Source organism: Roseibium sp. (assembly GCF_965216085.1).
Lineage (GTDB): Bacteria > Pseudomonadota > Alphaproteobacteria > Rhizobiales > Stappiaceae > Roseibium.
On sequence record NZ_OZ244138.1, the window covers coordinates 4,871,376 to 4,886,439 of the forward strand.

13 protein-coding genes and 1 pseudogene are annotated in these 15,064 nt (G+C 57.4%); 7 read left to right on the plus strand and 7 right to left on the minus strand.

The genetic code is table 11. The features are described 5' to 3' along the window. Positions 1–51: 51 nt before the first annotated feature. From ACOOFE_RS22850 to ACOOFE_RS22865, 4 genes are read left to right on the plus strand one after another with little or no spacing between them, the layout of a single operon-like run. A complete protein-coding gene (locus tag ACOOFE_RS22850; RefSeq protein ID WP_420412181.1) occupies positions 52–960 on the plus strand; it encodes a MurR/RpiR family transcriptional regulator in 909 nt (302 codons plus the stop codon). Beyond that, positions 957–2,039: an aromatic ring-hydroxylating oxygenase subunit alpha gene (locus ACOOFE_RS22855; RefSeq protein WP_420412182.1), complete on the plus strand. Its 1,083-nt coding sequence runs from the start codon at positions 957–959 to the stop codon at positions 2,037–2,039. The genes ACOOFE_RS22850 and ACOOFE_RS22855 overlap by 4 nt, the downstream gene beginning before the upstream one ends. Beyond that, the gene (locus ACOOFE_RS22860; RefSeq protein ID WP_420412183.1) at positions 2,036–3,490 is read left to right on the plus strand and encodes an aldehyde dehydrogenase family protein; all 1,455 of its coding nucleotides are present in this window, start codon (positions 2,036–2,038) and stop codon (positions 3,488–3,490) included. Before ACOOFE_RS22855 ends, ACOOFE_RS22860 begins: the two co-directional genes overlap by 4 nt. Beyond that, a complete protein-coding gene (locus ACOOFE_RS22865) occupies positions 3,490–3,870 on the plus strand; it encodes a carboxymuconolactone decarboxylase family protein (RefSeq protein WP_420412184.1) in 381 nt (126 codons plus the stop codon). Before ACOOFE_RS22860 ends, ACOOFE_RS22865 begins: the two co-directional genes overlap by 1 nt. A gap of 63 nt (positions 3,871–3,933) precedes the next feature. Here ACOOFE_RS22865 and ACOOFE_RS22870 read toward each other — a convergent pair. From ACOOFE_RS22870 to ACOOFE_RS22900, 7 genes and pseudogenes are all read right to left on the minus strand, one after another. Next, positions 3,934–4,042: pseudogene (locus ACOOFE_RS22870) on the minus strand (integrase); the annotation flags it as partial. A gap of 861 nt (positions 4,043–4,903) precedes the next feature. Continuing rightward, positions 4,904–6,283, minus strand: coding sequence for an FAD-dependent oxidoreductase (locus tag ACOOFE_RS22875; protein WP_420412185.1), 1,380 nt, complete (start codon positions 6,281–6,283; stop codon positions 4,904–4,906). Beyond that, positions 6,264–7,130, minus strand: coding sequence for an isocitrate lyase/PEP mutase family protein (locus ACOOFE_RS22880; RefSeq protein ID WP_420412186.1), 867 nt, complete (start codon positions 7,128–7,130; stop codon positions 6,264–6,266). Before ACOOFE_RS22880 ends, ACOOFE_RS22875 begins: the two co-directional genes overlap by 20 nt. Further along, positions 7,127–7,747 carry a cysteine hydrolase family protein gene (locus ACOOFE_RS22885; RefSeq protein ID WP_420412187.1) on the minus strand — a complete coding sequence of 207 codons (621 nt, stop codon included), beginning with the start codon at positions 7,745–7,747 and terminating at the stop codon, positions 7,127–7,129. The genes ACOOFE_RS22880 and ACOOFE_RS22885 overlap by 4 nt, the downstream gene beginning before the upstream one ends. After that, positions 7,744–9,807, minus strand: coding sequence for a hydantoinase/oxoprolinase family protein (locus tag ACOOFE_RS22890; protein WP_420412188.1), 2,064 nt, complete (start codon positions 9,805–9,807; stop codon positions 7,744–7,746). Before ACOOFE_RS22890 ends, ACOOFE_RS22885 begins: the two co-directional genes overlap by 4 nt. Then, on the minus strand, positions 9,804–11,498 hold the full coding sequence (locus ACOOFE_RS22895; protein WP_420412189.1) for a hydantoinase B/oxoprolinase family protein: 1,695 nt from the start codon (positions 11,496–11,498) through the stop codon (positions 9,804–9,806). The genes ACOOFE_RS22890 and ACOOFE_RS22895 overlap by 4 nt, the downstream gene beginning before the upstream one ends. Further along, positions 11,495–12,061 carry a tautomerase family protein gene (locus ACOOFE_RS22900; RefSeq protein WP_420412190.1) on the minus strand — a complete coding sequence of 189 codons (567 nt, stop codon included), beginning with the start codon at positions 12,059–12,061 and terminating at the stop codon, positions 11,495–11,497. Before ACOOFE_RS22900 ends, ACOOFE_RS22895 begins: the two co-directional genes overlap by 4 nt. Positions 12,062–12,203: 142 nt before the next feature. On the opposite strand from ACOOFE_RS22900, the gene ACOOFE_RS22905 reads away from it, so the two are divergent. The 3 genes from ACOOFE_RS22905 to leuD are packed head-to-tail and all read left to right on the plus strand — an operon-like array spanning position 12,204 to position 15,027. Beyond that, positions 12,204–13,007, plus strand: coding sequence for a GntR family transcriptional regulator (locus ACOOFE_RS22905; protein WP_420412191.1), 804 nt, complete (start codon positions 12,204–12,206; stop codon positions 13,005–13,007). After that, a complete protein-coding gene (leuC, locus tag ACOOFE_RS22910; protein ID WP_420412192.1) occupies positions 13,004–14,410 on the plus strand; it encodes a 3-isopropylmalate dehydratase large subunit in 1,407 nt (468 codons plus the stop codon). The genes ACOOFE_RS22905 and leuC overlap by 4 nt, the downstream gene beginning before the upstream one ends. Continuing rightward, positions 14,407–15,027, plus strand: a complete 621-nt coding sequence (gene leuD / locus ACOOFE_RS22915; RefSeq protein WP_141188030.1) for a 3-isopropylmalate dehydratase small subunit — start codon at positions 14,407–14,409, stop codon at positions 15,025–15,027. The genes leuC and leuD overlap by 4 nt, the downstream gene beginning before the upstream one ends. Positions 15,028–15,064: the final 37 nt, after the last annotated feature.

A 15,064-nucleotide genomic window follows, 5' to 3' on the forward strand; every position in this document is an offset into this window, starting at 1 on the left:
TTCGATGGACAGCGTAATTGTACAAATGTACTCTCGTCAATCATGAATGATATGAATGTACCAAAATCTGATTTGAAGGCGCCGCAAACAGTGCTGGACGACCTGGCTTCCGAGCTTGAGGAACTCACTCCCGAGCTGCGCAAGGCGGCCAGCTATGTGCTTGAAAACCCGAATGATGTCGGTGTCAGCTCGATCCGCGAAATTGCAGATGCAGCAGGCGTGAAACCCAACACCTTCGTCCGGATGGCGCGGTCGGTGGGATTCGAAGGCTACGAGGATTTCCGGCAGCCGTTCCGTGAAGCGATCCGCAGCCGGGGCACGGATTTCCCGGATAGGGCCCGCTGGCTGCAATCTCTGTCAAAGGGTGGTCAGCTCGGTGAACTCTTTGCCGAAATGGCGGCCTGTGCGATCTCCAACATCGAAAACACATTTGCGGCGACCGACGCTGATGCAATGAAGGCGGCGGCCGATGCGATCGTCAACGCACGGCACACCTATGTGCTCGGGGTTGGTGTCAACAATTCCAACGCCCGCAACTTCACTTACCTCGCGGATATGGCCGTCGATACAATCTGGACGATCCCGCGCTTGGGCTCGATCGCAACGGATGACTTGGCACGAGCAGATACCCGAGATGTCCTTGTCGCCATGACCTGCAAGCCGTATCGCACCGATGTCATTGAAGCGGTAGAAGTCGCTCGCGAACAGTGCCTAACCATCATCGCAATCTCCGACAGCCCAGCGTCCCCCATCGTGGTCGGCAGCGATCACGCCTTCATCATCGATGCTGAAACACCGCAGTTTTTTCCCTCGTCCGTATCGACAATCGCGCTCTTGGAAACTCTGCTCGCCTTTGTCATTGCCGATGCGCCGCCGGATGTGGTTGCCAGTATCGAGCGTTTTCACACCCGCCGCCATGCCATGGGGCTCTACATGCAAGAATGGAAGGACCGCTCATGAACGTTCACAGTCAGCTGATCCATTCGCTTGAAGCCCGGTATTATACCGATCCGGCTCATTTTGAGCAGGAAAAAGGCGGTCTGCTGGCGCGAACGTGGCAGTTTGCCGGACATGCGTCCCTTCTGCAAAAGCCAGGAGACTATTTCACGGTTGAGATCGCCGACGAAAGCATCGTTTGCCTCAAGGACCGCGACGGCGTGTTGCGCGCCTATTACAACGTTTGCCAGCATCGAGCCCATCAACTGGTCCAGGGCGAAGGCAACACCAAGCTTCTGGTGTGCCCCTATCACAGTTGGACCTATGAGCTCACAGGCGGACTGCGCTCCGGTCCGAATGTGAGATCAGTACCTGGCTTTGACCGCAATGAGATCTGCCTGACGTCTGTCCGAATTGAAGACTTCTGCGGCTTCCTGTTTGTGAACTTAGATCCCGATGCCAAGCCAATGGACGCGTGGTTTCCCAACGTCCAGGAAGAGCTGAGATCCTTTGTGCCGCATATCGACCGGCTACAGCCGCTCGAGTGGGTGGAAATAGAAGAAAACTGCAATTGGAAAGTCTCGGTCGAGAACTATTCCGAGTGTTATCACTGCCCCATCAACCACCCGACTTTCGCAACCGGTGTCATCAAGCCCGAAACCTATGACATCCAGCCTCAAGGGTTTTGCCTGCGCCATACAACAGAATGTCAAAATCTGGAGCGCATGACCTATGAGATTGACCTCAATTCCAACGAACATGCAGGAGACTATTCATCCTGGTTCTTGTGGCCGCTGTTCTCCTTCCAGGTCTATCCAGGCAACATCCTGAACACCTATCATTGGCGGGCGGTCGATGTGGATCACGTCGTCGTCTGGCGCGGCTGGTACACGATTGACGGCGTCGACAGTGAGGTGGTGCGCCGCCTTGCCGTGCAGGATCGCTCCACCACGGTGGAAGAAGACATCTACCTGGTGGAATCCGTTCAACGTGGGCTGAAAAGCCGGGGCTACAAACCCGGTCCGCTGGTTCTGGATCCAGCCTGCGGTGTGCATTCCGAACATTCGGTACAGGCGCTGCAAAGCTGGATGCGCGACGCATGATTGGCAGAATTCAAGCTCACTGGCAAAACTTCATCGATGGCGAATTTGTGGATGGCGGTGCCGGACGTCTCGAAGTACTCAATCCGGGCACCGGAGAGAAACTTGCCGAGCAGGCGCTGGCGGATGCCGCTGACGTCGATCGCGCGGTTCGGGCCGCCAAACGGGTCAGCGATAGCCGCACGTGGATGGATCTTCGCCCTGTTGAGCGCGGCCGGATCGTCCGCAAGATGGGCGATTACCTTCTGGAACGTATCGATGAAATTGCCCCGATCCTGACCCGGGAAGCCGGAAAGCCACTTTGGGAAGCCAAACTCGAAGTCGAGGGCGCAGCGCGGTACTTCGAATATTACGGCAATCAGGCCGAAACCATGGAAGGCCGGTCGATCCCGTTGGGCGGCGGGTACTTCGACTTTACGGTCCACGAACCCTTTGCCGTTTCCGCCCAGATCATTCCGTGGAACTATCCGATGGAGATGACGGCACGGTCTGTTTCCGCGGCGCTCGCTGTTGGATCCGCTGTGGTGGTCAAGACACCGGAACTCGATCCGCTCACGAACCGGTATTTTGCAGATGCGGCCCTCGCCTGCGGTCTGCCGGCAGGCGTCTTGAATATCCTCTGCGGTCTTGGCAAGGAGGCCGGAGCGGCCTTGTCCGCCCATGCTGACGTCAATCAGATCGTCTTTACCGGGTCCGTGGCAACAGGCTCAGCCATTGCGACGGCTGCGGCCCGGAACATTGTGCCCTGTGTACTTGAACTTGGAGGGAAATCGGCTGCGCTCGTCTATGATGATGCCGACCTCGATGCCTTTCTCTCGGATGTCCGCTGGGGGATCTACTTTAACGCTGGGCAGGTGTGTTCGGCCATGTCCCGCGTCATCGCCCATGAAGCCATCCATGACAAGTTGGTGGACGGCATTGTCGGTATGGCGGAAGGCCTCAAGGTCGGCCCGGGTCTCGAGTTTCCGGACTTTGGCCCCAACATGGGCCCGATGATCTCTGAAGGCCAATGTCAACGCGCTGCTGGCATGGTCTCTCAAGCTGAACGCGAAGGAGCCCGGGTTGCGACCGGCGGCCGCCGCATGAACCGCCCAGGTTACTTTCTCGAACCAACAGTTTTGACCGGCGTCGCCCCTGATATGGCGATTGCAAGCGATGAAGTTTTCGGGCCAGTGCTGTCGGTTCTGAAGGCACGGGATGAAAGTGAAGCGCTCGAGATCGCTAACGGCACACCCTACGGCCTCGTGGCTGGGGTCTTCACCGCCAATGTCGATCGGGCCATGCGCGCCTCCCGGCAACTCCGGGCAGGTCAGGTGTTCGTCAATGAATGGTATGCTGGTGGGGTTGAAACGCCGTTCGGCGGTTTTGGCAAATCCGGCTATGGCCGGGAAAAGGGCCGCGAGGCCCTGCTCAACTACGTTCAAACCAAAAACATTGCAATCAGGATAGGCTGATGGACCAGGATCTATTTGAAAAAGGACTTGCTCAACGCAAGGCAACCCTTGGTGCGGAGTATGTGGAGAAGAACCTTGCGGCCGCCGATGATTTTACACGGCCGTTTCAGGAGGCAATGACGGCCTGGTGCTGGGGTTTTGGCTGGGGCGATGATGTCATAGACGCCAAGACCCGCTCCATGATGAACCTCGCCATGATCGGGGCGCTCGGCAAGATGACCGAGTGGGAAACCCATTGCCGCGGTGCCGTCACGAATGGCGTTTCCAAGGAGGAGATCCGCGCCATCATTCATGTGATCGGCATCTATTGCGGCGTCCCGCAGGCCCTCGAATGCTTCCGGGTGGCCAAGAAGGTTCTTGAGGAAGAAAATCTGATTTGAGGCGCGATACCGCCCGTTCTGATACGCACGGTCCCGCTCAATGCGAAGCATAGAGTGTTAGATTTAAGTATGCTCTACCAGGCCTACGGCTTCCTCGATGTCTATGCCTAAATACCTGACCGTTTTCTCAATCTTGGTAACTAGGCAGGATCTGGATCGCGCGCATGTTACCGATTGAAAAATCTATAAGATCCTCTCCTCAATTTGGTATCGTTCCTTATTTACGAGAGCCTGATCCCCCAGGATAGGTTCAGCCACTACCTTCGAGGGTCACATATGACATCACCCTTGCAGCTCCCCGGCTCCTGGATTTCTGCTCGCCAACACGCTCTGGCATCAAACGGGGAATGAAAACATAGGCTTTCATTGCTCCGGGCATCATGATCAACACGAAAAACCTGCCCCATCGAAGTGGTACGGAATTCCATGTGGGGGCGATATTGAATCTATTCGCCGCACCGCAACTATCTGTTGGCTTGCATGATTACTATTATGCCCAGATCATTGTAGTTTCAGGCTCGAGTACCACACTCGGCGGTTTCAGGCATGAGCCCCTCGAAGTTAGCCTTGGCTTTGTCTGACGCCCGAGGCGACAGGTCGTGATTGTCGCTCTCCGGAAAATGGATGCATGACTTCCACGCTAACAATCCCTTTTAATCCGACTACGCTACAATCGTTGGCGCCCGGAAACTCTAGATGCCATCTAATTGAGGCGATTAATTAACGCCCGAGCAAGACCAAACGAAGTAACGATTTCTTGGCGCCAGTGATGAGATCGTTTCATGCATTGAAAAGAATGCTCTGGAACAAATACGACCGATTTTGATGTAGTGGTGGGATCCGAAGTTTATGCTATTAGGTCGTGAAGCCGACTTGCGGTTCACAGGAGACCTGCCCGGCGTAAACAGCGTATTGGCAGACAAGCTTCCTGATTGAAGTTTTATAAGTAGACTTTCCGCCAATTCGAGCACACGCTAGGCCACGACCCACAGCGTTTGATAAAGAGTTCGCTACTTGACGGAGGCAAGTTGCGCTAGTCCAACGGCGCTTCTCCGGCGAGCTTGCCCAAGACGACCGCGCTCAGAAGGCCATTGCCGGAGAGATAGCCGCTGTCTCCGCTGCCTGAAACACCGCACGCAGCCCCGCCGCAGGCGTAGAGGTTGGGGAACACCGTACTGTCGGTGCGATAAACACGAGCATCTTTGCCCGTTCGAAGTCCACCTTGCGTGTGAAACAACGCGCCGGTTACGCGGACACCAAAGTAAGGTGTTTTCAAGGCTGGGCTTTTGAAGGTGCGGCCGAAAGCATCTGGGCCGTCTTCTGGAATGGTGTTCATGGTCTCCACGAACGGGCCAACCGGCAAGCCGAGCTCTCCTGCCAGACCTTCGAGTGTTGCCGATACCTTGATGGCAGTGGCAGTTTCGGCCTGTTTGAAATCCTCAAACTGCCGGGCAATTTCGGCGATACGGCCATCGAAAATGGCATAGGCCTCGCCCCTCGGCTGGGAAAGGACCGCACGTGCGGCTTCAGAATACCCTTTGGTCTCATTCCAGAAACGCCGGCCCTCACAGTTGACCTGGACTCCCCCCTCCATGATGACCGCCCAGGTGATCAGGATGCCATGGGGATGTGCGACGTTTCCGTGTCCCTGATAGGCGTTCAGGTGTTGAAGATCGGCACCGATCTCATGCCCCCAAAGCAGTGCTTCACCTCGGTTGCCGTCATGCCCGAACCAAACACCGTTTTCGATCTCCGGCATGAATTGATGTACCAGGTCCCTGTTTCCGCCAAAACCGTTGCAAGCCAGAACGAGCTTGTGACAGCCGATTGTCTCAACGCCGCCATCTGGTCGCGTAACAGCAACACCGGAAACGCGGTCACCTTCCAAAAACAAACGATGGGCTCGGCGCTCACAAATGATGTCTATCCCGGTGCTTTCGCATGTTGCCCGCAACCTGTCGATCAACTCCGCTCCCGACCGTGTCGGCAGGCCGTGCATGCGCCTGCGGCTGTGGCCAGGATAATCAAAATTGGACACCACCGAAAACGGCATTCCGAAAGTTTCCGTCAGCCAGTCAATGACCGGACCTGACGCATTGGCCAAACGGTCGACCAACGCTTGCTCGTTTTCGTTGTCAGCCTTGGTCTGAATGTCAGCTGCGAACAGCACCGCTTCATCGTCAATTCCGGCAACAGCCTGAGCTTTTGTTCCCGCGGCCGGGATCAACCCGGCGGAAAGGGCGGTCGATCCTTGCGGCACTGGGTCGGCCTCAATCACCAGCACCGACTGACCGGCTTCATGGGCCGCAAGCGCCGCCACCAAACCGCCGGCTCCCGCACCGATAATCAGGGTTTCACAGGTTAGGTCGAAGGCGTCAGGCGCAGGAACAACGTCAGGTTTCATTGCGGTCATAGGCAACGCCCTTGGCAAGCATGTCCGCCGTTCCGATCACGCCATTCAAACCATTGAAGTCGAACATCCTGTCGGCAAAGGGCCGGTTGCTGCCATGCTGGTGCAGGCTCTGATAATAATCTTGAGCGGTACGGGCCAGGGCGCGTACGATGCCGCCTGGGAAAATGACGATGGAATAGCCCTGCTCTTCCAGGTCGTCCGCGCCCGTAATCGGTGTTGCACCCCCTTCGACCATATTGGCCAGAAGCGGAACGCGCCCCTCAAAACGCCCGGCGATATCCGAAAGCTGCTCCCGCGATTGCGGAGCTTCGATGAAAAGGACGTCAGCGCCCGCTTCCAGGTAGGTTTCGGCACGGTCAATAGCTGCCTGAAATCCTTCAACGGCAATAGCATCCGTTCGAGCAATGATCAGAGTTTCGCCCGAACGGCGCGCATCGGCCATCGCCCGAACCTTGCCCGCCATTTCCTCTGCAGGGATTAGCGATTTGTCCGACAGGTGTCCGCAACGCTTAGGGTAGGTTTGATCCTCGACCTGAAGCGCTGAAGCTCCGGCCCGCTCATAAAGGCGCATGGTGCGCTGCGCGTTGAGTGCATTGCCGAAACCGGTGTCCGCATCAATGATGACCGGCAATTCGGAGCGGTCAGCGATCAGCGCCATGGTGTCAGTCATTTCCGTCACCGAGGTCAGGCCGATGTCGGGCCGTCCAAGACGTGTATAGGCAACCGCTGCACCGCTTAGATAAAGAGCTTCGAAGCCTGCCGCGGTCGCCAAGGACGCGGTCAATCCATCATAGACCCCTGGGGCGATCAGAATGTCTTTCTTTTGAAGGCGTTGTTTCAGGCTCATAATGTTGCCTCCAGCCAGGCCAGTACGTCCTGGCAACTCATCTCACGGGTAACCGTTGCCAGCGACACCAATGTTGCGTCGTGGACATCCTGATTGAAGGCCGCAGTGCCGTCTGTCAGGAGGACCGTGTCAATGTTGCGTAAATGGGCATCGCGCAATGTGGAAGCCACGCCGCCATTGGTCACGATACCGCCGACGATCAGATTGTCGATGCCGACAGCGCGCATGATGTATTCAAGACGCGTCTGATAGAAGGCGGAATAGGCCACTTTCTCGACCACAAAATCGGCCGGATACAGAACGTCGACCAGAGTGTTGCCGAAACTGCCCGGTGCGAAATCTCCTTTACCCAGAAAGGGACGCAGCTTTTTCAGATGCGGCGCAATCAGCGGCTCGCCGCCGGCGTCGGGAACCAGCGTAAATTGGGCTGAAACATAGTGTCCGCCGCGTTGCCGAATGGCAGCGACCAACGGCGCTATACGCTCCGGCAATGCGGCAATGCTATCTGCACGCTGTCCGGCCCGGCCATAAGCACCTTCTGGATGAATGAAGTCGTTTTGAAGATCGATCGTCAGGAGCGCCGTCCTGGACAAGTCCCACGTGTTCGGCTCGCTCATGACGCGCCCTCCGAAGGTTCGATGATGGTATTGCCAAAGGCGTCGACACGCGCTTGCAGGTCTGGTTCAACGAGCACGGTCGTATCCGGTTGTTCCAAGATTGCGGGTCCCTGAACGACGGTTCCCACAGGCAGCGCGAGCCGGTCGTAAATCGCGGTCTCGTGCCATTCGTCTCCAAAATGGACGTTTCGTTTTGTTCGGGGCTGCGGGTCTTCCGTGCCAGTTGGCGCAAGGGCTCGCAGATCGAATTTTGGCCGAAGTCCTGTCACCGCGCTGCGCAGGTTCAAGACACGCCGGACACCGTTTTCCAGTAGCCGTCCGAAAGCCGCTTCGTAGGCTGCATCGAAGGCCGCTTCAATCTCCGCTGTGGTTGGCGGAAGAACTTTGTCTTTTTCCGTTCGGATTGTTAGCGGCACAGAGACTGTATGCGTCTGGCCGACATAGGCCATGTCCAGTTCAAAACTAAGCGTGCGGCTGTCGAAGCGGGTCCGAGCCGCATCGAGCATTGCCAGCCCTTGGTCGACATGGATCTGCATGAAAGCTGTGAGCGCGACAACATCCAGTTGGTCTACCAATGAATTGATGGTCTGGACAAAATCCTGGCGCATGTCCGCAATGACACAGCCCATCGCTGAGGTAACACCGGGATAACGGGGAACAATGGCGCGGGCGATGCCGACATCCTTGAGCATGGCACCTGCATGCAGCGCGCCACCACCGCCAAACGGCATGAAGGCAAAGCGTTTTGGATCAAAACCTCGCTCAATACTGACAAGGCGGATCGCTCCGGCCATTCGGGAATTGGCCACCCGCAGAATGGCCTCAGCCGCCTGGATGGTGTTCAGGCCGAGAGGTTGGCCGACATGCTGATCGATCGCCTCAGAAGCAGCCTCCACATCGAGCCTTTCAAGTTTTCCGCCGATCGGATTGTCCGGATCGATGCGGCCGAGGACGACATTGGCATCCGTCACAGTCGGGCGGGTGTTCCCCAATCCATAAGCGACTGGCCCGGGGTTCGATCCGGCGCTTTCCGGGCCAATGTTCAAAAGCCCACCCTTATCAACCCAGGCGATGGACCCACCACCTGCACCAATTGTGGTGATTTCGATCATTGGCGTGCGCACCACCATGCCGAAATCGATAGCGGTTTGCGGCGACAGCATCGAGTGGCCGTCCGAAATGAGCGAGACATCGAAACTCGTCCCGCCCATGTCACCGGTGATCACATTGTCAAAGCCTGCCGAAGACGCAATGTAACCGGCCGCGATCACGCCTGCAGCCGGGCCTGACAGTGCTGTGCGGACCGGGAGACGGCAGGCCGTGTCGACCGCCATGACACCGCCATTGGACTGCACAATCATGAACTCGCCGTCAAAACCGCCTGAGGTCAGCGCACGCTCGAGCCGGTCCAGGTATCCGGAGACCTCCGGCTGAAGATAGGCGTTGAGTGCAGTCGTTGAAAACCGTTCAAACTCGCGGATTTCAGGCAGAATCTCCGAAGATGCCGACACATGCGGGTTATGCCAGATCTCGCGTACGGCTGTGACGGCTGCAGCTTCGTTTTCCGGATTGGCGTAAGCGTTGGCAAAAAGGATCGCGATCGCATCACAGCCCTGTGCCTGGAGCTGCCTGGCCGCCGCGCGCACAGCTTCAAGATCAACGGGTGTACGGATTGTGCCGTCGGCCAATGTACGTTCAGGCACTTCCAACCGGTTGCGCCGGTCAACTACCGGCTCGAAATCGCCCCTGAGGCCCCAAGTGCGCGGCCGGTCCCTGCGGCGCATTTCCAGGACATCGCGCAGGCCTTCAGTGCAGATAACCCCAGTTATTGCACCTTTTCGCTCCAACAGCGCGTTGGTGCCGGCGGTCGTGCCATGTACCACAACGGAGATTTCCGAAAGATCTGGAACCCGTTGCGAAATCCCGTCCAGAAATCCGCCCGATTGGTCCGGACGCGTTGTCGGCACCTTGGCGACAGATGCAGTTCCGTCTTCCTCGTTGAGTACGAATATGTCGGTAAATGTGCCGCCGACATCAACGCCAACCATGCGCCTGCTCATGAGGAGGCCTCCCGCCATGTGCGTCCATAGATCCGGTCGGCCGCCTCCGCTTCAACAAGCCCGCGGGCCACGTCCCGGGCAATGTCAGTAGCTGAGCGCTCCTCCGCATTGCCGTAACCGCCGCCTCCAGGCGTTTCCAGACGAACCGCCTGACCCTGCTGCAATTTAATGCCGCGCATTTTGGATGCGAGGGGTGGCGTCTGCCAGCCGTCATCCTGCTCGAAGGAAAACCGGTTGAGCGCACCGTCCTGGCCGTTCGCAATCCCCTTGGGAGCAAAGCGTCCGCGTTCACCAAACAAAAATGCCTCCGCGCCGTTTTCTTCCAGAACTTCGATCTCGTAGACCGCGCCCATGCCGCCGCGATGTTTGCCTGCTCCAGCGCTGTCCGGGCGCAGTGCCCATTTGCGGAACATCACCGGATAAGCGGCTTCAAGGATCTCCATCGGAGGGATGGTCGCCGTCGAAATCGGTGCATTGCCATGGTTGAGACCATCGCTTTCGGGAGAGCCACCATGCCCCCCGCCGTAGAAACTGAACATCACCCAGGGTTTGCCGTCACTGCGTTTGCCTGCGATCGACAGCGCGTTGATGGTGCCGTAAGCGTTGGCGACGACGCGGTCCGGCGCCGCCTTTGCAAAGGCTGAGAAGATGACATCGATCATGCGCAGGATTGTCTCCGTGTAGCCGCCCGTGGGACTTGGAAACTCTGCCGACAAGAGAGACCCTTCCGGCACCTCGACAGCGATTGGGCGCATGACACCGGCATTGGCCGGCAAATCTGGAAAGATATGTTTGATGGCGACATAGGCCGTTGCGACTGTTGTCGGCAGCGCAATGTTCACGGGTCCGGCGCATTGGGGAGCAGATCCTGTGAAGTCGAGGGTCATGCGGTCGCCCTTGATTTCAAGCGCCACCCGAATGGCGAGCGGTTCATCCGTAATGCCATCATTGTCGAGAAAATCTTCCGCTTCCCAGCGTCCATCCGGCAGATCAGATAGCTCGGCCCGCATTAATGCTTCCGCCCGATGTCCCAGCGCATCGAGGGCGGAGCGCACTGTCGGTGCACCATATTCATCCAGCAGTTCATCCATGCGCCGGACGCCGAGATCGAGGGCTCCCAGCTGGCCGTTTAGATCGCCCCTGGCAGATTGTGGCAGGCGCGTATTGCGCAAGAGAATGTCGATAATATCCTGGTTGATGGTGCCTGCACGGGCCAGCCGGACCGGCGGTAGCACAAAAGCTTCCTGAAAGACTTCCGTGGCTGCAGGGTTGTAGTTCCCAGGCACGGCGCCGCCAACATCATGCCAATGGCCAACGGAAGCAAGATAACAAAATAGCTTTCCATCCCGAAAATAGGGCCGGACGAGACGCATGTCGGAAAGATGGGTGCCGCCAATGTGCGCATCGTTGAAGATGAAGATGTCTCCGTCGGCCAAATCTCCGTCAGCTGCAACCTTTTCAATCACCGCCTTGACGGCAAAAGACATCACACCGACAAAAATCGGCAATCCGGATTTGCCTTGAACCAGCGTATCACCGCTGCCGGCATGGTAGAGCCCATGGCTGGCGTCGTGGGCTTCGGCGATGATCGGATTGAAGGCCGCGCGAAACAGCGTAGCGTCCATTTCATCGGCAATCTGCTCCATGCGGCCAGACAGGACCGACAGGGTAATGGGATCTATCTCGCTCATACTATTGCCTTCACCTCCGCAAGATCGTTCCACACGTCTTGGCGCGTGATCTTGCCAGTCTCGATTTCGAAGCGGTCGATAAATCGAATGCCATCAAACGGGGTACCGTCGGGCCATTCTCCAGATAGGGTGCCACGGCAATAAACCAGCGCCGCGGGGCCGGTGTCTTGCAGGACGTCAAAGCCTTGATACGCCTTTTTGACAAACCGGTAGCGAGGGCCTGCCCAGGCAATCAATTCCTCCAGTGTGTACATCGGCGGCGCGCCGGGAAACTGCATGAAAAAGTCCTCACTCAAGAACGCACGCGCGCTCTCAAGATCCCGCGCTTCCATGGTGCCCAAGAAATCTTTCACGATCTCTGCCGGATTTGTATGCGCAGCGGCACCTGTCCGGTGAATGCCGCCACGGGAATAGTTCGCCGGCTCCATTTCGTGGATCATGACAGTGATGGCCTCAGGCGCAGCAGGTACCACCAGGCGGACGGCATTTGTCAGGCCTTCATGCAGTCGGCGTTTGTCCTCGGCCCCATATCCCTGCAGTAGATGCAGTTCGACGATTGGCATACCGCCCTCCCAAAATTGTATTTTCTATAATACAGCTTTTTATATGTTGGTAATACCAAAAAAGACAAATTTTTTGTACAGATGCTTGATCTTTTTGACGACGGCGATAACATTGAGTGCGGAATAGGGAGGTATTTCCAGCGTGAGCAAGCCCGAAAAATCGCTGCTTCCGGAAGGTGCGAAGGCAAGACAGGTTTATCTTTCTCTGCGCGATCAGATTTCTGATGGCCGCCTGGAAGACGGGGACAGCCTGCCGCCGGAGCAAAAGCTGGCGGAAATTTTCGGTGTCTCCCGCGTCACGATCCGACGGGCACTGGATGCATTGGCTGCCGCCAATCTTGTCGTGCGGCGCGCAGGTAGCGGCACAACAGTCCGCACCTCCGGCCAAGCCGGACAACCAATGGCCATGAACCTGGCCACCTTGATGCCGCAGCTCGTCGAGATGGGGCAGACCACTACAGCGCGTCTGTTGTCCTTTTCTTATGGTGCGGCGCCGGAGTTCGTTACCAGTGCCCTGCAGCTGGAACCGAAAGAACAAGTCCAGATCGCAACCCGGGTCCGCAGCACCGATGCAACACCTTTCTCGCATCTGACCACCTATGTCCCTGCCGGCATTGCCGCAAACTATTCAGAAAACGATCTGGCGACGACGCCACTTTTCAAGCTCTTGGAATTAAGCGGTGTCCAGATCAAGGATGCACATCAGTCCGTTTCAGCCACGCTTGCCGGACCCGATGTTGCAGAAGCTCTTGACGTGGCTGTTGGTTCAGCCTTGCTTTCCCTGCGCCGCGTCGTGCGCGACGTCAATGACAACGGCGTAGAATACCTCTCCGCGCTTTACAGACCGGATATGTTCCGTCTTGAAATGCCGTTGACACGGGTCGGCGACGGCAGCGCACGCCATTGGCAGCCGGCCATCGGCAAACCGCCGGGTGAGCCGGCATGACGGCCCCGCGCACCCTCCTTGACAAGCTCTGGTCCGCACATGAAATCGTGCGGCGTGAGGACGGTGCATCCCTTTTGTGGGTAGACCGGCATCTCGTGCACGAGGGCTCGCACCACGCTTTCGGGAAAATAGCGGCAAGAGGCGCACCAGTCGCCGAACCCGACCTGACCTTTGCTGTGGTTGACCATTATGCCCCGACGCGGGGGCGCGACCGAATTTCCGATCCGCAGATCAAATACATGGTTGAGACTCTGCGCAAGAATGCCCAAGCGCATGGCTTGCGGTTGTTTGACCTTCAAGATCCCGGCCAAGGCATTGTCCATGTTGTTGGGCCCGAACAGGGGCTGACACTGCCTGGTCTCCTTGTTAATTGCGGTGACAGCCACACTTCTACCCACGGTGCATTCGGGGCACTTGCGTTCGGTATTGGTGCAACTGAAGTTGCGCATGTTCTGGCGACCCAGACCATTTGGCAAAAGATGCCAACCGCAATGCGCATACGGATCGAGGGAACACTTGGTCCGGGTGTCAGCGCCAAAGACATTGCGCTCAATTGGATCGCGCGCCTTGGTGCTGATGGTGCCCAGGGACATGCCCTTGAATATGCAGGCAGCACAGTTCGCAGCCTTTCCATGGAAGGCCGGATGACCTTGTGCAATCTCTCGATTGAGGGCGGTGCACGCTTCGGTCTGATTGCGCCGGATGAAACGACCTACGCCTACTTGAAAGGCCGCCCATACGCTCCAAAAGGGGTCGACTGGGAAGCTGCTCTGGAGCACTGGGCGGAGCTGAAAACCGACGAAACGGCTTCGTTTGACGAAGACATTCTCTTAAGTGCCGAGGATATCGCACCGACCGTAACTTGGGGCACCAGCCCCGAACAGGCGATCCCGGTCACCGCTGATATTCCTGATCCAAATCAGCTGGCAAACGGCAAGGCGCAAGGGGTGCGGGATGCACTCGAATACATGGGACTTTCCGCCGGCCACAGGATTGAGGGAACGCCAGTCGATCAGGTTTTTATCGGCTCATGTACGAACGGACGGATTGAAGATTTGCGCCATGCGGCGGCAGTCCTTTCCGGCCGCAAAGCAAAGGTCTCCGGACTGGTTTCTCCCGGCTCGGCGCTCGTCAAGGCGCAGGCTGAAGAAGAGGGGCTCGACAGGATCTTTCTCGATGCAGGCCTGGAGTGGGCCGCTTCCGGTTGTTCAATGTGCGTGGGCATGAATGGTGATCTGGTTTCGCCCGGCAAACGCTGCGCTTCGTCCACCAACCGCAACTTCCGAGGCAGACAGGGTCCCGGCGCGCTCACTCACCTGATGTCTCCGGCGATGGTAGCCGCAGCGGCTGTCACTGGGGCGATCACGGATGTGCGTCCGCTCTTGAAAGGACGCAAGGTATGAGCGGCTGGAGCCAGCATAAGGGGCACGCCGTGGCCCTGCCGATCCACAATGTCGATACGGATCAATTGATCCCCTCGCGGTTTATGTCGACGCCAAGAAGTGAAGGTTACGGCCGGTTTCTGCTGCATGATCTGCGCCGGGATACAGCCCGTGAAATCCGTCCCGACTTTCCTTTGAACCGTCATGATCATGCCAGCATCCTAGTGGCGGGCCGAAACTTCGGCAGCGGCTCGTCGCGCGAAGCTGCTGTCTATGCTCTGGTTGATGCCGGTATCAGGGCCGTGTTTGCGCCGAGTTTTGGCGACATATTTGCCAGCAATGCCATCAACAATGGCCTTCTACCTGCCCGGATCCGCGAAGAAGAGTTGAACCTGTTGTTTCAGGCTCTCGCTTATGAGGCGCTCTCTGCGGAGATTTGCCTTGAAAAGAGCAGCTTGCTGATTGGTGACCAGCTGATCGGATTTGATCTCGATTCAGGCTGGCGCACCAAATTGATCAACGGCTGGGACGACATCGATCTGACCCTTGCCCATAAGTCCGACATAGACCGACACAAGCAGAACCTAATGCAACGCGCACCGTGGGCGCTGCCCGCGCAAATGACAAAGAGCTCTTGATCCAACAGGAGCAGCAAGCCTCAGGACAATTCCTGAA